Annotated in this window: 16 protein-coding genes; 7 read left to right on the forward strand and 9 right to left on the reverse strand. The window is 70.8% G+C overall.

Annotated features, from left to right (window positions below; all coding sequences use genetic code 11):
* Positions 1–13: 13 nt before the first annotated feature.
* The 5 genes from map to AC2YHB_RS06235 all read right to left on the reverse strand — a co-directional run bounded on the left by map (position 14) and on the right by AC2YHB_RS06235 (position 4,811).
* Positions 14–781: a type I methionyl aminopeptidase gene (gene map / locus AC2YHB_RS06215; protein ID WP_036546023.1), complete on the reverse strand. Its 768-nt coding sequence runs from the start codon at positions 779–781 to the stop codon at positions 14–16.
* Between the two features lie 9 nt (positions 782–790).
* Complete coding sequence (locus AC2YHB_RS06220) at positions 791–1,528, reverse strand: DUF4190 domain-containing protein (protein WP_179651468.1); 738 nt, start codon at positions 1,526–1,528, stop codon at positions 791–793.
* A gap of 76 nt (positions 1,529–1,604) precedes the next feature.
* Positions 1,605–2,768, reverse strand: coding sequence for a thiolase domain-containing protein (locus tag AC2YHB_RS06225; protein ID WP_036546021.1), 1,164 nt, complete (start codon positions 2,766–2,768; stop codon positions 1,605–1,607).
* Positions 2,768–3,835, reverse strand: coding sequence for a thiolase domain-containing protein (locus tag AC2YHB_RS06230; protein ID WP_036546019.1), 1,068 nt, complete (start codon positions 3,833–3,835; stop codon positions 2,768–2,770). Before AC2YHB_RS06230 ends, AC2YHB_RS06225 begins: the two co-directional genes overlap by 1 nt.
* Positions 3,836–3,851: 16 nt before the next feature.
* A complete protein-coding gene (locus AC2YHB_RS06235) occupies positions 3,852–4,811 on the reverse strand; it encodes a Zn-ribbon domain-containing OB-fold protein (RefSeq protein WP_179651466.1) in 960 nt (319 codons plus the stop codon).
* A gap of 80 nt (positions 4,812–4,891) precedes the next feature.
* Here AC2YHB_RS06235 and AC2YHB_RS06240 point away from each other — a divergent pair, with 80 nt between their 5' ends.
* From AC2YHB_RS06240 to AC2YHB_RS06255, 4 genes are all read left to right on the forward strand, one after another.
* On the forward strand, positions 4,892–5,935 hold the full coding sequence (locus AC2YHB_RS06240; protein ID WP_179651464.1) for an LLM class F420-dependent oxidoreductase: 1,044 nt from the start codon (positions 4,892–4,894) through the stop codon (positions 5,933–5,935).
* Between the two features lie 71 nt (positions 5,936–6,006).
* Positions 6,007–6,393, forward strand: a complete 387-nt coding sequence (locus AC2YHB_RS06245) for a hypothetical protein (RefSeq protein ID WP_036546012.1) — start codon at positions 6,007–6,009, stop codon at positions 6,391–6,393.
* A 49-nt stretch (positions 6,394–6,442) separates the two neighbouring features.
* On the forward strand, positions 6,443–8,041 hold the full coding sequence (gene fadD8 / locus AC2YHB_RS06250) for a fatty-acid--CoA ligase FadD8 (RefSeq protein ID WP_179651462.1): 1,599 nt from the start codon (positions 6,443–6,445) through the stop codon (positions 8,039–8,041).
* Between the two features lie 33 nt (positions 8,042–8,074).
* Positions 8,075–8,695, forward strand: a complete 621-nt coding sequence (locus tag AC2YHB_RS06255; RefSeq protein WP_179651460.1) for an HAD family hydrolase — start codon at positions 8,075–8,077, stop codon at positions 8,693–8,695.
* On the opposite strand, the gene AC2YHB_RS06260 is transcribed toward AC2YHB_RS06255, so the two are convergent.
* From AC2YHB_RS06260 to AC2YHB_RS06275, 4 genes are all read right to left on the reverse strand, one after another.
* Positions 8,676–9,137 (reverse strand): hypothetical protein, encoded by a 462-nt coding sequence (locus tag AC2YHB_RS06260; protein WP_179651458.1) that lies wholly within the window; start codon positions 9,135–9,137, stop codon positions 8,676–8,678. The two genes, AC2YHB_RS06255 and AC2YHB_RS06260, sit on opposite strands and share 20 nt — an antisense overlap.
* Complete coding sequence (locus AC2YHB_RS06265) at positions 9,125–12,868, reverse strand: hypothetical protein (RefSeq protein WP_179651457.1); 3,744 nt, start codon at positions 12,866–12,868, stop codon at positions 9,125–9,127. Before AC2YHB_RS06265 ends, AC2YHB_RS06260 begins: the two co-directional genes overlap by 13 nt.
* Before the next feature lie 141 nt (positions 12,869–13,009).
* On the reverse strand, positions 13,010–13,717 hold the full coding sequence (locus AC2YHB_RS06270; protein ID WP_179651455.1) for a type III secretion system chaperone family protein: 708 nt from the start codon (positions 13,715–13,717) through the stop codon (positions 13,010–13,012).
* A 48-nt stretch (positions 13,718–13,765) separates the two neighbouring features.
* Positions 13,766–14,578 carry a crotonase/enoyl-CoA hydratase family protein gene (locus AC2YHB_RS06275; RefSeq protein WP_179651453.1) on the reverse strand — a complete coding sequence of 271 codons (813 nt, stop codon included), beginning with the start codon at positions 14,576–14,578 and terminating at the stop codon, positions 13,766–13,768.
* 46 nt (positions 14,579–14,624) lie between these two features.
* Here AC2YHB_RS06275 and AC2YHB_RS06280 point away from each other — a divergent pair, with 46 nt between their 5' ends.
* From AC2YHB_RS06280 to AC2YHB_RS06290, 3 genes are read left to right on the forward strand one after another with little or no spacing between them, the layout of a single operon-like run.
* The gene (locus AC2YHB_RS06280; RefSeq protein ID WP_179651451.1) at positions 14,625–16,277 is read left to right on the forward strand and encodes an acyl-CoA synthetase; all 1,653 of its coding nucleotides are present in this window, start codon (positions 14,625–14,627) and stop codon (positions 16,275–16,277) included.
* Complete coding sequence (locus tag AC2YHB_RS06285; RefSeq protein WP_036545995.1) at positions 16,277–17,383, forward strand: NAD(P)H-dependent flavin oxidoreductase; 1,107 nt, start codon at positions 16,277–16,279, stop codon at positions 17,381–17,383. The genes AC2YHB_RS06280 and AC2YHB_RS06285 overlap by 1 nt, the downstream gene beginning before the upstream one ends.
* A gap of 19 nt (positions 17,384–17,402) precedes the next feature.
* Positions 17,403–18,353: a hypothetical protein gene (locus AC2YHB_RS06290; RefSeq protein ID WP_487353672.1), complete on the forward strand. Its 951-nt coding sequence runs from the start codon at positions 17,403–17,405 to the stop codon at positions 18,351–18,353.
* The last annotated feature ends 15 nt before the right edge of the window (positions 18,354–18,368 follow it).

Consider the following 18,368-nt stretch of genomic DNA (forward strand, 5'->3'; position numbering starts at 1 on the left):
TCGGTCCGGGACGTCAGTCGCGCGCGGTGAGGATGATCGGGTCGCCGTCGGTGATCGCGACGGTGTGCTCGGCGTGGGCGCCACGCGAGCCGTCGGCGCTGCGGATGGTCCAGCCGTCGGGGTCGAAGACGATCTCGTCGGTGGTGTGGAGGAACCACGGCTCGATGGCGATGACCAGGCCGGGACGCAGCTTGAGTCCGCGGCCGGCGCGACCGTCGTTGGCGACGTGCGGCTCGCCGTGCATCGTGCGGCCGACGCCGTGGCCGCCGAACTGGAGGTTGACCTTGAGGCCGGCCTCGTGGGCGACGCTGCCGATCGCGAAGGAGATGTCGCCGAGCTTGTTGCCCGGCCGCGCGGCCGCGATGCCTGCGGCGAGGGCCCGCTCGGTGACCTCGATGAGGCGGACGTCCTCCTCGCGCGGCGTGCCGACGATGACCGAGAGCGCGGAGTCGGAGACCCAGCCGTCGACGGAGGCGGCGAAGTCGACCGAGAGCAGGTCGCCGTCCTGGAGGACGTAGTCGAAGGGCAGGCCGTGCAGCACCGCGTCGTTGACCGAGGTGCACAGCACCTTTCCGAACGGGCTCGCACCGAACGACGGGTGGTAGTCGATGTAGCAGGACTCGGCGCCGGCGTCCTTGATCATCTGGTGCGCCAGCTCGTCGAGCTCGAGCAGGTTGACCCCGACGGCGGCCTTCTCGGCGAGGGCCTTGATCACGGAGGCGACGAAGCGTCCGGCGGGACGCATCTGCTCGATCTGGGTCGGGGTGCGCAGCTCGATCACAGGGCGAGCCTACTGACCCGGCGAGGCGTCACCGGCATCGACCACGACGGCGCTGTGGCTGGAGGCGTCGTTGGCGTCGAAGACGATGCCGTCGAGGTGCTCACCGGAGTAGACGCGGACCGAGCCGGTGAGCGACTTCGACTCCCCGGGCGCGAGGTCGACGCCGTAGCTCGACGTCCCCGGATCGCTCACGTCCGCGCTGTCCCACTGGCCGTCGACGACCGACTTGACGGTGATGTCGTCCAGGGAGATCGAGCGGTGTCCGTTGTTGGTGGCGTCGAACGTGAAGGTGCACTCGTCGGGCTCCGTGCCGCACTCCAGCGAGGTGACCGTGACGACGAGGTCGCCGCCATCGGTCTCGAACTCCTCACCGATCTCGGCGCTCGGGTCGGGCGGCTCCACGAAGTCGAGCAGGTCGCCGAGGTAGCGCCAGAACAGGAAGGAGATCACCGCCGAGAGGACGAGCGCGACGCCGGACAGCGCGATGCCCGCGCCGGCCATCGCAGTGCCCCGCCCGACGCGGCGGCCCTTCCGCACACCCGCGATGCCGAGTGGGATGCCGACCAGCGTGCCGACGACGCCGACCAGGTTGAGGATCGGGATCAGCGCGATGGTCAGGGCGACGATGCCGATCACGAGGGCGGCGACCGCGAGCCCGTTGGACGGCGGCCTCGCCGGGGTCGGCTGGAACGGCCCGGGAGGGATCGGTCCGGGCGGCGGCGGGTACGACGAGGTGGGGTCGTTCACGCCCAGAAGCCTCTCCGCGGCGCCCGCTGTCGAAACGGCAGTGAACGCCGCGGAGGAGGGACCTCCCGGCTGGTGCTCAGTTGGTGGGCTTCTCCGAGCCGACGACCCACATCGCGAAGAACTGCGACCCACCGCCGTAGGCGTGGCCGAGGGCCTTGCGGGCGCCCTCGACCTGGTGCTCGCCGGCCGCACCGCGCACCTGCAGGGCCGCCTCGCCGAAGCGGAGCATGCCGGAGGCGCCGATCGGGTTGGAGGACAGCACGCCGCCCGAGCAGTTGACCGGGATCCGGCCGGTCATGGCCGTCTCGCCGGCCTCGGTGAGCTTCCAGCCCTCACCCTCGGCGGCGAAGCCGAGGTTCTCCAGCCACATCGGCTCGAACCACGAGAACGGGACGTAGATCTCCGCGGCGTCGATCTCGTCGATGGGCGAGGTGATGCCGGCCTGCTTCCACAGCGCGGCCGCCGCGTCGCGGCCCGCCTGCGGGTTGACCTGGTCGCGCTCGGCGGCCGTGGTGGCCTCCGACCGCATCACGGTGCCGTGGATCCACGCGGGGTTCGGCGAGGACTTCGCCGTGTCCTCGTCGACGATGACCAGTGCGCAGGCGCCGTCGCTCGACGGGCAGGTCTCGTCGTACCGGATCGGGTCCCAGAGCATCTGCGAGGCCAGCACCGACTCGACCGTCGTGCCCTCGTTGTGCAGGTGCGCGTAGGGGTTCTTGAGCGCGTTGTTGCGGTCCTTGGCCGCGACGATCGCACCCACGTGGGTGGGCGCCTGCGAGCGGCGGATGTAGGAGCGCACGTGCGGCGCGAAGTAGCCGCCGGCACCCGCGTGGACGGGCATGTTGAACGGCAGCGGGACCGACAGCGCCCACATGGCGTTGGACTCCGACTGCTTCTCGTAGGCGACGGTCAGCACCCGCTTGTGGACCCCCGCCTGCACCAGCGACGACGCGACGATGGCGGTCGAGCCGCCGACCGAGCCCGCGGTGTGGACGCGCAGCAGGGGCTTGCCAGCGGCGCCGAGCGCCTCGGCGAGGAACAGCTCGGGCATCATCACGCCCTCGAACAGGTCGGGCGCCTTGCCGACGACGATCGCGTCGATGTCGTCGAGCGTCAGGTTGGCGTCGAGGAGCGCGCGGTCGATCGCCTCGCGGCACAGGCCCGCCATGGAGACGTCCTCGCGCTTCGCGCGGTGGTGCGTCTGGCCGACGCCGATGATCGCTGCAGGCTGCTTGCCCATCAGTTCCGTGCTCCTTCGGTGCTGGCTGCCAGGGTGCAGACGAGGTTCTGCTGCAGGGCGGGGCCGCTGGTGGCGTGGGCGAGGGCCTTGTCGGCCTCGCCGGACCAGATCCGCTGCGCGGCCTCGCCGACGCGGATGCCGCCGCCCGAGAACATCGGGTTGCTCGCCAGCGCGCCGCCGGACGGGTTGATGACGACGTCGTCGCCGAGGCCGAGCTCCTTGCGCAGGATGAGCTCCTGGTGGCTGAACGGCGCGTGCAGCTCGGCCACCTCGACGCCGCCGAGGTCGAGTGCGGCGCCGGCCCGCTGGGCGGAGGGGGACCGGGTCAGGTCGCGCACGCCCATGCCCATCGGGTCGACGTTGTGGGCGATCCCGGTGAGCCAGGCGGGCCGCTCGCGGACGTCGCGGGCCCGGTCGCCGGCGGCCAGCACCAGGGCCGCCACGCCGTCGGTCACCGGGGCGCAGTCGTGCTTGCGCAGCGGGTCGGCGTACATCGGGCGGGTGAGCAGCTCCTCGACCGACGAGCCGCCCTTGCGGATGGCGTGCTCGTTCTTCTCCGCGTCGGTGAGCGAGCGGTTCGCCACCTCGGCCATCGCCCGCTCGTCCCAGGCACCCGCGTCGATGCCCGCCCGGGCCTGGAGGCCGGCGAGGGACACGGTGTCGGGCCACAGGGGCGTCATCGTGTAGGGCTCGAGCTGGAGCGCGAGGGTACGCCGCAGGACGCCCGCCGAGCTCTTGCCGAAGGCGTAGACGAGGGCGGTGTCGACCTCGCCGGTCTGGATCTTGATCCACGCCTCGTACATGGCCCAGGCGAGGTCCATCTCGACGTGCGACTCGTTGACCGGCGGGATGACGCCGATCGCGTCGACGGCCTGGACGAACGAGAACGAGCGTCCGGCCAGGTAGTCGGAGGAGCCGGAGCACCAGAACCCGACGTCCTTGCGGGTCCAGCCGGTCTGCTCGTAGAGCTCCTTGAAGACCGGCACCAGGAGCTCGACGCAGGTCGGCGACCCGTCGAACTGGGGCATCTGTCGCTGGGCGAACCCGACGACGGCGACGTCACGCATCTGTCGTTGTCCCTCTCTAGAGGTGGTGCTTGTAGGTGTCGAAGTCGGCGTCCGGGTCGCCGGTCGGCGCGAAGTGGTCGATGTTCTCCAGGGAGTACGCCCACTCGTCCTTCGGCTTCCAGACCGCCTTGACCCGCATGCCCATCCGGACCTCCTCGGCGGGCACGCCGAGGATGAGGTGGAGAACCGCGATGTCGGCGCCGTCGAGGAGGACGTACGCCGAGACGTACGGCGGGGTGATCTTCTGGCCGAGGAAGGGCACGTTGACGATGCAGAAGGTCGTGATGGTGCCGGTCTGCGACAGCTCGACCTCCTCCACGGTCGGCGTGCCGTCGGAGGGGCAGGCGCTCCGCGGCGGGACGTACACCTTCTGGCAGGTGGGGCAGCGCTGGCCCATGATCCGGCCCTCGTTGAGCCCGCGGTAGAACAGCGACTCCTCGGGCGAGGCGGCGTAGTTGTAGTCGAGCGACACCTTGGTGACGACGCCGGTGACCGGCTCATCGGAGGCGACCGGGGGGACGGGGGCGTCGGCCTCGCCGGGGGCGAGGGGCTCGAAGCACGCGATGTCGTTGATGTGGCCGACCCGCTCGGCGGCCCAGCGCACGCGCACCCGCATGCCGGTGGTGACCTCCGCGGGCGAGGACACGTCCAGCGCGTGCAGGAGCGGCACGTCGGCGCCGTCGAGGGTGACCAGGGCGAACGCGAACGGCCGGTCGAACGGCTGGTCCTTCACGGGCTCCGGCACCCAGGTCCACGAGGTGACCGTGCCGACGGAGGAGACCTCCACGAACTCGGTCGTCGGCTCGTGGGTCACGGGGTCGAACTCGAGCGGCGGTACGACGACCTGGCCGGTCGAGGTGCGGCCGCCGACGACGACGCCGTCGCGGAGCCCGGAGAGGAAGCGACCGACGACGGGGCCGGTGGAACGCGTGTAGTCGAAGGCGACCGTCACCGGCGCCTGCAAGGTACGGCTCATGGGCCAAAGTGAAACATGTTCTGCTCGAAAGTGAAACATGTTCTAGAAATGAATCCGGTCGATCCGCCATGATGCGGAGCATGAAACTTGGCTTGCAGCTGGGCTACTGGGGCGCACAGCCCCCGCAGGGCGTCGGTGAGCTCGTCGCCGCGGCGGAGGACGCCGGCTTCGACGCGATCTTCACCGCGGAGGCCTGGGGCAGCGACGCCTTCACGCCGCTCGCCTGGTGGGGCCGGGAGACCTCGCGGGTCCGGCTCGGCACCTCGATCGTCCAGATGTCCGGCCGTACGCCGACCTCGATCGCCATGCACGCGCTGACCCTCGACCACCTCACCGGCGGCCGGGTCATCCTCGGGATGGGCGTCAGCGGCCCGCAGGTCGTCGAGGGCTGGTACGGCCAGCCCTTCGAGAAGCCGCTCGCGCGCACCCGCGAGGTCGTCTCGATCATCCGCAAGGTGCTGGCCCGCGAGGCGCCGGTCACCAACGACGGACCGCACCACCCGCTGCCCTACCGCGGTCCCGGCTCGGTCGGGCTGGGCAAGCCGCTGAAGCCGATCGTGCACCCGCTGCGCGCCGACCTGCCGATCTGGCTCGGGGCCGAGGGGCCGAAGAATGTCGCCCAGACCGCGGAGATCGCCGACGGCTGGATCCCGATCTTCTACACGCCCAGGAGTGCCGGGATGTACCAGCCGTGGCTCGACGAGGGCTTCGCGCGACCCGGCGCCCGTCGTACCCGCGCCGACTTCGAGATCTCCGCGACCTGCCACCTGCAGGTGGTGGAGAACGCCGAGCAGAAGCAGATGGTCGTCGATGCCATGAAGCCGTTCGTGTCGCTCTACATGGGCGGCATGGGGGCCAAGGAGCAGAACTTCCACAACCAGGTCTTCACGCGCATGGGCTACGGCGAGCTCGCGGCCCAGGTGCAGGAGCTCTACCTGTCGGGGGAGAAGGACAAGGCGACCGCGCTCATCCCCGACGAGCTCGTCGACGACATGCACATCATCGGCACCGCCTCCGAGGTGAGGGAGCGGGTCGCGCAGTGGGAGGAGACCGGCGTGACCACGCTGCTGCTCTCGTGCCGCAGCGCCGCCGAGGTGCGTCAGGTGGCCGAGGTCCTCGCCTGAGCTTGGATCCCCGCTGAGCCGGTTGTCCGGAACGCTGGCCGCTGTCGGCGGTGCCGACTAGCGTTCCGGGCATGAGGCGGGAGCCGCACGAGAACGTCGCCACGGTGCTGGTCGATCCTGCGCTGCTGCGCGACCTCGAGATCGAGCTGATGGAGCTGGACCTGTGGGTCTGGCCGGTCCGGACCGCGCCGATCTGTGTCGACGGTCCGCGCACCGCCTTCCAGGTGCGGCGCCGCCTGGTCGAGGCGCAGCGGGGCGCCTGGGACTGCGCTGCCGGGTGGACGCCGGTCTGGATCAGCTTCGGCGAGCGCTGGGCCTCGGGCGGCGACCCGCTGCCGTGGGCCGCCCACCGCGCCCTGTGGGACGTGCTGGACGCGCACGCCGAGCAGGTCCGGTTCCAGCGCCGGCTCGGTGGGGTGCGGCCGCTCGTCGCGCCGGTCGAGAAGGCTGCGGGCTGAAGCTGCGGGTTGCTTGCCCTGAAATAGAACACGTTCTAATGTTGCGCTCGTGACCGACACGCTGCGCACCCCTGCCCACAACGGCCACCTCATGGTCGCCGCCCTCAAGCGGCATGCGAACCGCCCGATCGTCCACCTGGGCGACGTGACCCTCACGGGCAAGGAGACGGCGGACCGGATCTCCCAGTACATCCAGGCGTTCGAGTCCCTCGGCGCCGGGCGTGGTACGCCGGGGGCGCTGCTCGCGCTCAACCGGCCCGAGGTCCTCTTCATCCTCGGCGCCGGCCAGACGCAGGGCTTCCAGCGGACCTCGCTGCACCCGCTCGGCTCGGCCGACGACCACGCCTACGTGATCAACGACGCGGGCATCACCACGCTCGTCATCGACCCCTACTTCGCCGCCCGTGCGGTCGAGCTGCTGGGCAAGTGCCCCGGCCTCAAGCAGGTCCTCACCATCGGCCCGGTCCCCGAGGAGCTCGCCGAGGTGGGCACGGACCTGACCGCGGTCGCGGCCACCTTCGAGCCGCGGACCCTGACGGCGGCCGTGCTGGAGCCCGACCACATCACCTCGATCACCTACACCGGCGGCACGACCGGCAAGCCGAAGGGCGTGATCGGCACCGCCCGCGCCTTCTCGACGATGTCGCAGGTCCAGATGTCGGAGTGGGAGTGGCCGGCCGAGCCGCGCTTCCTCATGTGCACGCCCCTGTCGCACGCCGGCGCGGCCTTCTTCGTGCCGGTCGTGCTCAAGGGCGGCACCCTGTTCGTCTCCTCGCGCTTCGACCCGGCCGAGGTGCTGCAGACGATCGAGGAGAAGCGGATCAACTCGCTGATGCTCGTGCCGACGATGCTCTACGCGCTGATGGACCACCCTGACTCCCGCACCCGTGACCTGTCGTCGCTGGAGACCGTCTACTACGGCGCGTCCGCGATCAACCCGGTCCGGCTCAAGGAGGCGATCGAGCGGTTCGGGCCGATCTTCGCGCAGTACTACGGCCAGTCCGAGGCGCCGATGGTGATCAGCTATTTCCCGAAGGGCGACCACGTCGACGCCGACGGTCGCCCGGTCGAGTCCCGGCTCACCTCCTGCGGCCGGCCCTCGGCGTACCTCCGGACCGCGCTGCTGGACGAGGCGGGCAACCCGGTGCCGCAGGGCGAGCCGGGGGAGATCTGCGTGGCCGGCCCGCTGCTGTCGGCGGGCTACTGGCAGCTTCCCGAGGCCACGGCCGAGACCTTCCGCGACGGCTGGATGCACACCGGCGACGTGGCGCGCGAGGACGAGGACGGCTTCTGGTACATCGTCGACCGCACCAAGGACATGATCGTCACGGGCGGCTTCAACGTCTTCCCCCGCGAGGTGGAGGACGTCATCGCCGAGCACCCGGCGATCGCCCAGGTCGGCGTGATCGGTACGCCGCACGAGAAGTTCGGCGAGGCGGTCACCGCGGTCGTGGTCCTGCGCGAGGGGCACGAGCTCACCGAGGAGGTCGTCGCCGAGATCCAGGCGGCCGTGAAGGAGCGCAAGGGCTCGGTGCAGTCCCCGAAGGACGTCATCGCGGTCGACGCGCTGCCCCTGACCGCGTTGGGCAAGCCCGACAAGAAGGCGCTGCGCGCGCGCTTCTGGACGGGCGAGCGCTCCGTCGGCTGAGGTCCGCCGCCGGCGCGCCGGTACCGTTGCGGCATGCCGGACCTCGTCGTCGGGTTCGACCTCGACCTGACCCTCATCGACACCGCTCCGGGCTTCCAACAGGTGCTCCGGGCCCTCGGCGCCGAGCTCGAGGTGGAGTTCCCGGTCGAGGAGATGACCCGTCGGCTGGGGCCCCCGCTCGACATGCTGCTCGCGCCGTACCTGCCGCCGGAGCGCATCCCGGCCGCCGGCGAGCGCTTCCGCGCGCTCTACCCCGACCACGCGATCACCACCGTGCCGGTCCTCCCCGGCGCGCACGAGGCCATCGCCGCCGTACGACGGCTCGGAGGCCGGGTGGTCGTGGTCACCGGCAAGTACGCGCCCAACGCCCAGCTCCACATCGACCACACCGGGCTCGACGTCGACGTGCTCGAGGGGTGGGTCTGGGGCGTCGGCAAGGCCGACGTGCTGCGCCGCGAGGCCGCCTCGGTCTACGTCGGCGACCACGTGCACGACGTGGAGGGCGCCCTGGCCGCCGGCGTCACCGGCGTGTCCGTGCTGACCGGCGGATGCACGGCGGGGGAGCTGCGGGCGGCCGGCACGCACGCCGTGCTCGACAGCCTCGAGGACTTCCCCGACTGGCTCTCAGGCCATCTCAGCCTTCGCACTGGCTGAGGATCCAGGCCGTCACCGCCTGGCTGTCCTCGGCCAGCGCGGCCGACAGCGCCGACAGCTCGCCGGGGTCCGCCGCCTCCGGATCCGCGAGGAGCTCCTGCGCGGACCGGAAGCCGTCGGCGAGTCCGTTGAGCGCGGCGTCGACGTCGTCGGGCGCGTCGTCCTCGAGCGCCTCGAGCTCGCCGACCAGGTCGTCGACGGCCGTGGCGTCCTCGGGGGAGTCCTTGCCGTCGTACAGGGCGGTCTGCGCGTCGGTGATCCGCTGTGCCGTGTCCTCGTAGCGGTCGCAGTCGACGGTGACGTCGCTCAGCGGGGCCGACGGGTCGGCCTCTGGCGGGTCGGTGTCGTCACTGCACCCGGAGGCCACCGCCAGCGCGACCAGCAGGCCCAGCAGGAGAGCCGCGGGTCGGCGCGTGGCGGTGGCGGGTTCTACACGAGCCACTGGCACTCCGGGTATGGGTGGATGTTGTTGCCGTACGGCGAGAGGAAGTAGGCGATGATGTCCAGCCCGAAGCTCGGCAGCGAGAACCCGAGCAGGTTGATGTCGGGCGTGATCAGCCAGGCGGGCGTGTTCGTGCCGTCGCCGGTCGGCTGGGGCAGCGTGAACGTGTTGCCCGGGGTCGTGTAGCCCGGAGCCGGCCGCACGTCGAAGGAGACCCCGCAGTCCGCGATCCCGAAGTGGATGATCGGGAGGTGGAAGGCGCGCGCCTGCACGTTCTCGTTGATGTGCCACTGCGGGACCACGTTGCCGAACGGGATCCGCAGGTGCGGGATCTTCACGATCGACAAGGTGTCCGACCCGAGCGGGTCGGGCCAGTCGATGAAGACCGAGAACTCGTCCTCGAGCTCGACCGTCAGGTCGCTGTCCTGGCCGAACGTGAAGCTGCCGAAGCTACCGTCGAGGCCGGTCGTGAAGCCCAGCCGGAGGTTCACGTCCGAGAAGGCCGTGAGGCCCAGGGTGACCCGGTTGATCTTCAGGTCGACCGCCAGGCTGCCCCGGTTCTGGAAGAACCCGGTCTTGCCGTCCTCACCGCTGCCCCAGTCGAGCGAGATGTCCTTCTGCACCCGCCCGGCCGCCTCGAGGGCGAACTCGGCGGTCGCCGGGCTCGACGTGATGTGCAGGCGAGCTCCGACGAGGTCGGCGGTGACCAGCTGGCCGAGGTCGGTCACCGTCAGCGTCACCGCGGCCGACGCGTCCACCGGGTCCGTGATGCGGGCCGACGCGAACGCGTCGATGTCGAGGCCGGGCTTCTCGGCCTCCATCGTGAACACCGGGGCGTCGACGGTGGTGCCGCCGCCCGCGGTGGTCTTCTTGCCGATGGTCAGGTCGACCGTCTTCGGCACGTCGTGCAGGTGCACCGACGCCGCGAAGTCGGCGTCGCCGACGTGCTTGTACGACGCCGTGATGTCGTCGATCCCGCGGCTCATCGCGACGTTGACGGTCTTGGTGTCGGCGCCGAACGAGGCGTCGACGCCGATCGTCTCCGGGATCGCGCTGATCGACAGCTGTGCCTCGTCGGTGTTGTCGTAGCGCGCGTTCGCGAGGAGCGCGCCGAGCGGCTGGCTCGTGACGTAGTCGATGCCGATGGTCCGGCTGCCGTCCGGCTCGGTTCGGGTCGTCATCGGCCCGAAGGTGAAGTCGACCGGCTCCGCCGTCGGCACGCCCTGCTGCAGCTGCAGGCTGAGCGGCTTGGGGGTGAGCGCCGTCAGCACCGCGTCGACGACGAGCTTGTCGATCGTCGGGTGGTAGCCCGTGACGGTGTAGATGCCGGTCGTCGAGTCGAGGTCGAGCCCGGTCGGCAGGCCGGTCAGGTAGACCTTCGCCCGCACCGCCTTGTCGGCGCCGCTCGCGCCGTCGCGGACCGCCACGCCGTGCACCTGGTTGGGCACCGGCGTCGCCGCGAGGGCCGCCTTCTTGCCGGCCGCCACCGACAGCGTCAGGTCGGGGTTCGTGCTGCCCGTGTAGGTGATGTGGCCACCCTCGCTGCGCAGGGTGATCTCGGACGGGAGCTTGGTGAACCCACCGGTGGCCTGGAGGTCGCCCTGGGCCGTGTGGACCTCGCCGGCGAAGGAGAACGCGCCCTTGTCGCCCATGTCGAGGCCCGCCTCGAAGCCGCCGCCGTTGCCGGTGTCGGCCAGCTTCGTGAACGCCGCGCGGCGCAGGTTGCTGATCCGCAGGCTCGCGTCCAGGTCGCCGGAGGCCTCGTCGTAGTAACCGCTGAGGTGGTCGCCGGCGAGGGTCTGGTAGTCCTCGTGGTTGGTGACATGCGCCGTGATCGACCCGATGCCGCCCTCCGGCGCCTCGAACAGGACGTTGCCGTTCGCCCAGCTGGCGTTCCACTTCGCCGGGATCGACGTGATCGTCAGGCCCGCGTCGAAGTCGCGGTCCATGTCGAGGGTCTTCGCCGTCAGGTGGGCGGCGGCGGAGGCGCTGGTGATCGCCGCCGAGGCGTCCCAGTCGAGGATCGCGTTCTTGCCGTCGAACAGGACCTCGGCGTGGTCGGGGATGTCGACGACCTCGGCGGTGACGGTGTCGCCGTCCATCCGCTCGACGCCGGCGTAGACCTTGTCGATGGTGTCGCTGGCGTCGTACACGATCCGGTTGCCGTCGAGGGCGACGCCGACCTCCTTCGGCACGCCGTGGACCTGGTAGACGGCGTGGTCCACCTCGGCCGGCTTGCTGGTGTCGGGCGTGGTGGTGTCCGTCGCCTGGACGAAGCCGATCTCGTCGCTGGCCTTGTAGGTGACGTCCTGGCGGGTGCCCTGGCGGACCAGGTCGATGCGGACGTCGGTCGGGAGCTTGTCGACCGTCGCGGTGAACCGGCGGTTGCTGTCCGTGGTGCCTGAGTCGACGGCCTGGTCGATCACGGCGTCGACCTTCGTCGGGGTCGGCGTGGACACGGTGATCGTGTCCTGGCTCCGGGTGCTGCCGTGGGTCATCCGGGCGCCGACGTCGAGTGTGGTCGGGAACGGGCTCATCTGGACGGATCCCGTGAGCGGGTCCTGCTCGGTGGCCGGGACGCCCGGCGCGCCGGCGACGAGCGACTTCACGCCGAAGGTGATCGCCTGGGTGGCGCCGGGGTGGTTGGTGCTGACGTTGGCGGCGACCTCGATGTCGCCCGTGATCGCCTTGACGATGTTCTTCAGGGTCAGCTTCGCGGTGCTGTTCCAGCCCAGGGTCGAGCCGCGCCCGTCGATGCCGACGGCGACGCGCTTCTTCACGACGGGCGTGTCGTAGACGGCGAACACGTGGGCCGGCAGGGGACCGCCGGTGGTGTTGAGCCGCTGCACCCAGAACCGGGCGCCGACGTCGACGAGGTTGGTCATCGGGTTCAGCTGCGCGAGCACGTCGGGCAGCTTGTCGCCGGTCACGTCCGCCGGGACCGGGACGCCGATCGGCACGGACACGCTGCAGGACAGCTCCATGGTCGACGACTCGGCGCAGATCTTGTAGAAGAGCGGCGACAGGAGGTTGACCACGGGCAACGTGAACAGGGTGCCCTGCACCTTGCTGACCTCCTGGAGGAGCGCGTCGAGCGCGTCCAGGACCAGCGGTACGGCGGGCAGCGCGGTCAGCTCGTCGAGGAAGGCCCCCGGCGCGCCGGCCGTGATGTTGCTCGACGTCCGCGTCGTCGGGGCGGCGACGCTCACGCGCGGCTGCTTCGCGGAGGTCAGGCTCGGCTCCTCGGCGAGGTCGCCGGCGACCTCGTCCAGTGCCTGGCCGGTGAGGTCACGCTTCACCGGGGGCAGGTCGGCGGGCGCCGGTGGCGCGGGCTCGTTGAGCTCCTCGCGCAGCTCCCGCGTGCCCTCCTTGCCGAAGATCACCAGCGCGACCCCCGCGAGGTAGGTCTCCCGTTCCTGTGCGGTCGGCGACTCGTGCGACGACGCGAGGATGTCCTCGAGGAGGCAGGCGCTGAGCCACAGCTGCGTCGGCTCCGGCAGCGAGTGGAAGCCCTCGGCGAGGATGTCCGCCGGCACGGCCTTGAGCGCGACGAAGTCCTTGCGCCACGCGTTGTCGCGGAAGCGGGCGGACCAGAGGTCGACGAAGCGGTCGCGGTTCTCCGCGGTCGCGCCGTCGGTCCCGGGTGGGCTCGCGCACCGCACGGTCGAGGAGGAGCCCGGGTCTCCGGGCTCGGCGAAGGCGGACGTCGGGCTGACGAGAACCGTCAGCATCGCCGTCGCGGAGAGGGCAGCACAAAGCATCCGAGCGCGCACGAGTTCACCTGCCAATGGGGGGGTTTGGGAGCAGAGCAGGAAGTGGCGATGATCACTATCTTCCTGTCGGGGGCCGCGCGCCACGGAATGGCGAAGTCTTTACCTTTCCTGCTCGCGTCGCGGGTCCAGCCGGTGCCACACGTGCTCCGGGACCCGGTCCAGCAACGCGCCCATCGCCTGCAAGGTGGCGTCGACGTCGGCGGGGGTGTGCCCGCCCGGCCGGATCACCAGCAGGGAGTCGCCCGCGATCCGCCACGCCAGGGTCGGGTGGTGGCGCATGACGTCACGGACGTCGGAGAGCAGGACGTCGCGCGCGAACTCCGGTGACGGCGAGTGCACGGTGAAGAAGTCGTCGAAGGGCGGGTCGCCGATGGCGATGTCACGGCCCGTGAGCGCGTCCACCCAGCGCCGCAGCGTGGTGGTGGGACCGACCGCGAGGTCCGGCGCGGTGACACCGAGGTTGAGGGCGATCACCGAGCAGTCGTGGGAGCGTCGCTCGTCACCGCTGCCGGTCACGTAGTGGTAGTCGAACGCCGTGAACGCCCGGCCGTCGTACCGGCCGAGGATGACGTTGACGGCCCGCTGGCCGTGGCCCCGACCGAAGGGGGCGCCGTGGAAGCGGCCCACGAGGGCCGGGTCCTGGGGCCGGTACTCCCACTCCCGTGCCTGCGCGTACGCCGCCAGCCCCGCGCGTCGCTCCACGGCCCGCCGGTGCGCCTGCACGAGCAGCACCGGCACCAGCACGAGGACGCCGAGGGTCACCGCGCCGAGGAACCCGAACAGGATCAGGGGGAGGACGACGTCCATGCCGCCCTCCTTCCCGCTGCCGGGCCCGCCCGAACCACGGGACCCACGCTAGCGGCCCTTGAACTCCGGCTTCCGCTTCTCGAGGAACGCCCGCGGGCCCTCCTTGGCGTCCTCGGACGAGAACACGGCGGCGCCGATCCTGGCGTCGTCGGCCCAGCAGTCCTCCTCGTGCTTGCCCTCGGAGTCGCGCATCGTCTTGAGGATCGCCTGGACCGCGAGCGGGCCGTTGGCGGCGATCATGTCGGCGAGCTCGTGCGCCTTCGCGAGCGCCTCGCCGTCGGGGACCACGTGGCCGATCAGGCCGAGCTCCTTCGCCTCGGGGGCGCCGAGGGTGCGACCGGTGAGGAGCAGCTCGGCCGCGACGGTGTAGGGGACCTGGCGGGGGAGCCGGACGGCGGAGCCGCCCATCGGGTACAGCGACCAGCGGGCCTCGGCCACGCCGAACCTCGCCGACTCGCCCGCCACCCGGATGTCGGTGCCCTGCAGGATCTCGGTGCCGCCGGCGATGGCGGGGCCCTCGACCGCGGCGATGAGCGGCTTGGTCAGCCGGAAGCCCTTGAGCAGGCCCTTGATCACGGTGGGGTCGTAGCTGCCGTCCTCGAAGCTCTCCGACGGCGGCTTCTCGTCGGCCTTCTTGAGGTCCATGCCCGCGCAGAAGTAGCCACCGGCACCGGTGAGGATGCAGACCCGGATCTCCGGGTCCTCGTTCACCCGGTCCCAGGCGTCCTCCATGATCCGCAGCATCTCGCTGGACAGCGCGTTGCGTCGCTCGGGGCGGTTCATGGTGACGATCAGCTTGTGCCCGTCCTGCTCGACGAGGCAGTCGGGGGTGGTGCGCACGGGGGCGTCGGTCGCGGACATGTGAACCACGCTAGCGAAAAAGTGAAACGTGTTCTAGTCTCGCGTCGTGGCCCTGAACATCGCCGATCTCTTCGAACACGCCGTCGACGCCGTCCCGGAGAAGCCTGCCGTGCAGGTGGGGGACCGCGTCATCTCCTTCGCCGAGCTGGAGGCGGAGTCCAACAAGCTCGCCCACTACCTGCAGGCCCAGGGCATCGGCACCGGTGACCACGTCGGCCTCTACGCCAAGAACAGCATCGAGCACGTCATCGCCCTCATCGCGATCCTCAAGGTGCGGGCGGTGGCGATCAACGTCAACTACCGCTACGTCGCGGGCGAGCTCGAGTACCTCTTCGACAACGCCGACCTGGTCGGCCTGGTCCACGACCGGGTCTACGCCCCGCTGGTCGCCGAGGTGACGCCCAAGGTCGCGCCGATGAAGGCGATCATCGCGGTGCCGAACCCGCTCGAGCCCGACGACGCCAGCGACCTCGCGCCCTTCGGCGGGGTCACCCTCGAGGAGGCCGTGGCCGGCCAGTCGGACGCCCGCGACTTCGGCGAGCGCAGCCCCGACGACATCCACATCATCTACACCGGCGGCACCACCGGCTTCCCGAAGGGCGTCATGTGGCGCCACGAGGACTTCTGGCGCGTGCTGGGCGGTGGCATCGACTTCATGACGGCCGAGCCGCTCGAGGAGTACGACCAGTCGAAGAAGGCGCTCCAGGACAGCCTCGTCACCCTGCCGCTCAGCCCGCTCATGCACGGCGGTGCGCAGGCGTCGCTGCTCATGCACCTGTTCGCCGGCCAGGTCACCATCCTCGAGCCGAAGTTCGACCCGGTGCGCACCTGGGAGCTCGTCGACGAGCACGGCGTGCAGATGCTCTTCATGACCGGTGACGCCATGGCCGTCCCGCTCATCGACGCCTACGAGGCCGGCGGCTTCGACGGCCAGACCCTGTTCGCCATCGCCTCCAGCGCCGCGATCTTCTCGAAGTCGGTGAAGGAGCGCTGGATGAAGCACTTCCCGAATGCGGTCTTCACCGACTCCGTGGGCTCCTCGGAGACCGGCTTCCAGGGCACCGGCCTGCAGGACGCGAGCGCCCTGTCCACCGACGGGCCGGTCGTCTCGATCCCGCCCACGACGGTCATCCTCGGCGACGACAACCAGATCCTCGACCCGGTGAAGGACGTCGGGAGGATCGGCCGCACGGCCCGCTCCGGCAACGTCCCGGTCGGCTACTACAAGGACCCCGAGAAGTCGGCGAAGACCTTCATCGAGATCGACGGCGTCCGCTACTCGATCCCCGGCGACAACGCCCGGATCGAGGAGGGCAACCGGATCACCCTGCTCGGCCGTGGCTCGAACTGCATCAACACCGGCGGGGAGAAGGTCTACCCCGAGGAGGTCGAGCAGGCGATCAAGGCCCACCCCGGCGTGTACGACGTCCTGGTGGTCGGCCTCCCCGACGAGAAGTACGGCCAGACCGTGGCCGCCGTCGTCGAGGAGCGTCCCGGCCACACCGTCGAGCTCGAGGAGCTGCGCACCTTCCTGCGCGCCCACCTCTCGGGCTACAAGCTGCCGCGCGCGCTGACGATCGTGCCCGAGATCCCGCGCAACGCGACCGGCAAGGCGCAGTACCCCAAGGCGAAGGAGATGGCCCTCGCCGCCCGCCAGTCCGGCACCGAGTCCGACACCACCGCAGGAGCGAACGCCTGATGCGCACCCCCCTCTGTGATGCCTTCGGCATCGAGTACCCGATCTTCGCCTTCACCCCGTCCGAGCACGTCGCGGCGGCCGTGTCGCGCGCCGGTGGCCTCGGCGTCCTCGGCTGCGTCCGTTTCAACGACCCCGACGAGCTCGACCGGGTGCTCACCTGGATGGACGAGAACACCGACGGCAAGCCCTACGGCGTCGACGTCGTGATGCCGATGAAGGTGCCCACCGAGGGGACCTCGGCCGACCTGTCGTCGTACATCCCCGAGGAGCACAAGAAGTTCGTCGACGAGACGCTGCTCAAGCTCGGCGTGCCGCCGCTCCCGGAGGGCGAGGGCCGCGAGGGCGTGCTCGGCTGGCTGCACTCGATGGCCCGCTCGCACGTCGACGTCGCCCTGCAGCACCGCCCGGTGCTCATCGCGAACGCCCTCGGCACGCCGCCCAACGACGTGATCGCCGAGTGCCAGGCCGCGGGCCTCAAGGTCGCCGCGCTCGCCGGGGCGCCCAAGCACGCGCAGAGCCATGTCGCCAACGGCGTCGACATCATCATCGCCCAGGGCTACGAGGCCGGCGGCCACACCGGCGAGATCGCCAGCATGGTGCTCACGCCCGACATCGTCGACGCGGTGGGCCCGGACGTCCCGGTGCTCGGTGCCGGCGGCATCGGCTCGGGCCGCCAGATCGCGGCGTCGCTCGCGCTCGGCTCGCAGGGCGTGTGGACCGGCTCCATCTGGCTCGGCACCGAGGAGTACCGCAACCTGGCCTCCAACCAGGGTTGGGAGACGGCCTTCCTGCGCGCCACCTCGTCCGACACGGTGCGCACGCGCATCTACACCGGCAAGCCGGCTCGCCTGCTCAAGACGAAGTGGACCGAGGCCTGGGCCGAGGAGGGCGCTCCGGCTCCGTTGCCGATGCCCCTGCAGAACCTGCTCGTGGCCGACGCGCACAACCGGATCAACGCCTCCGGCGACCCGGACGTCATCTCGATGCCCGTCGGCCAGATCGTCGGCCGGATGAACGAGGTGCGCCCCGTCGCCGAGGTCATGGCCGACCTCGTGGCGGAGTTCGAGGACACGGTGAAGAAGCTGGACGGGATCGCAGGAATCTGACGGAGCGAGGATCTTTTCGTTGTACCGGACGCACCAGTACGACGTGACCGACTCCTCCCTCCTCCCGTGGGGCTTCGACGACATCGCTGCGTTCGGCGCCCGCCCGCACCTAGCGCGCCACCGGCTGCACGAGCAGCCGCTGTTCACCGATGACGCCCTGGCCGACCTGCTCGACCGGCTGCCGAGGTCGATCGTCCACCCCTACACGATGGGCGACGACCCGGCCCGGCCGGACGACTGGCGGCCGGGCGCCGAGACCGACCTGCCCGGCAAGGAGCTGCTCGAGGTGGTCGCCCGCGGCCACCTGTGGCTCAACCTGGTCGGCGTCCACCGCCACGATGCCGAGATCGCGCGCCTCGTCGACGAGCTCTATGCGGGGATCCGCGAGCTGGTGCCCGGGTTCGCCCCCGTCCGCACCTCGGCCACGCTGCTGCTGTCCTCGCCGGCGGCGATGGTCTACTACCACGCCGACAACCAGCCGAACCTGCTGTGGCACCTGCGGGGGCGCAAGCGGGCATTTGTGTACCCGCGTGCCCAGCGGTTCGTGAGCGACCAGAACCTCGAGCGACTGGTCGCCGGGGAGACCGAGGAGGAGCTACCCTTCGAGCTCGCGTACGACGAGCATGCGGCCGTCCTCGACCTGGAGCCCGGTCAGGTCGCGTGGTGGCCCCAGAACAGCCCGCACCGTGTCGAGAACGTCGGCGGCATGAACGTCTCCCTGTCAACGGAGCACTGGACGGCCGCGTCGGTCCGCCGCGAGCACCTCTGGACGGCCAACTACTACCTGCGCAACCGGCTCGGCCGGGTCCCGCGCTCGACCCGCGAGGACGGCCTGCTCCCGGCGGCGAAGGTGGCCGCGATGCGGCTGGGTCGGCGCGCTGGCGTGCTCGAGCCGGGCCGGCAGCGCGGCCTGCCTCCCAGCTTCACCGTCGACCCCGACGTCCCCTCGGGGGTCGGCCCGCTCGGCTGAGCAGGCGTGGCCCCA

Source organism: Nocardioides sp. SRI_004, assembly GCF_057586415.1.

What these genes read in the sequence shown, in the direction of transcription:
- AC2YHB_RS06275 (WP_179651453.1), bottom strand. Translation starts at nt 14,578, where the DNA reads ATGTCCGCGACCGACGCCCCCGTGCGCACCACCCCCGACTGCCTCGTC.
- AC2YHB_RS06235 (WP_179651466.1), bottom strand. Translation starts at nt 4,811, where the DNA reads ATGAGCCGTACCTTGCAGGCGCCGGTGACGGTCGCCTTCGACTACACG.
- AC2YHB_RS06225 (WP_036546021.1), bottom strand. Translation starts at nt 2,768, where the DNA reads ATGGGCAAGCAGCCTGCAGCGATCATCGGCGTCGGCCAGACGCACCAC.
- AC2YHB_RS06230 (WP_036546019.1), bottom strand. Translation starts at nt 3,835, where the DNA reads ATGCGTGACGTCGCCGTCGTCGGGTTCGCCCAGCGACAGATGCCCCAG.
- AC2YHB_RS06240 (WP_179651464.1), top strand. Translation starts at nt 4,892, where the DNA reads ATGAAACTTGGCTTGCAGCTGGGCTACTGGGGCGCACAGCCCCCGCAG.
- AC2YHB_RS06285 (WP_036545995.1), top strand. Translation starts at nt 16,277, where the DNA reads ATGCGCACCCCCCTCTGTGATGCCTTCGGCATCGAGTACCCGATCTTC.
- AC2YHB_RS06255 (WP_179651460.1), top strand. Translation starts at nt 8,075, where the DNA reads ATGCCGGACCTCGTCGTCGGGTTCGACCTCGACCTGACCCTCATCGAC.
- AC2YHB_RS06265 (WP_179651457.1), bottom strand. Translation starts at nt 12,868, where the DNA reads ATGCTGACGGTTCTCGTCAGCCCGACGTCCGCCTTCGCCGAGCCCGGA.
- AC2YHB_RS06270 (WP_179651455.1), bottom strand. Translation starts at nt 13,717, where the DNA reads ATGGACGTCGTCCTCCCCCTGATCCTGTTCGGGTTCCTCGGCGCGGTG.
- AC2YHB_RS06245 (WP_036546012.1), top strand. Translation starts at nt 6,007, where the DNA reads ATGAGGCGGGAGCCGCACGAGAACGTCGCCACGGTGCTGGTCGATCCT.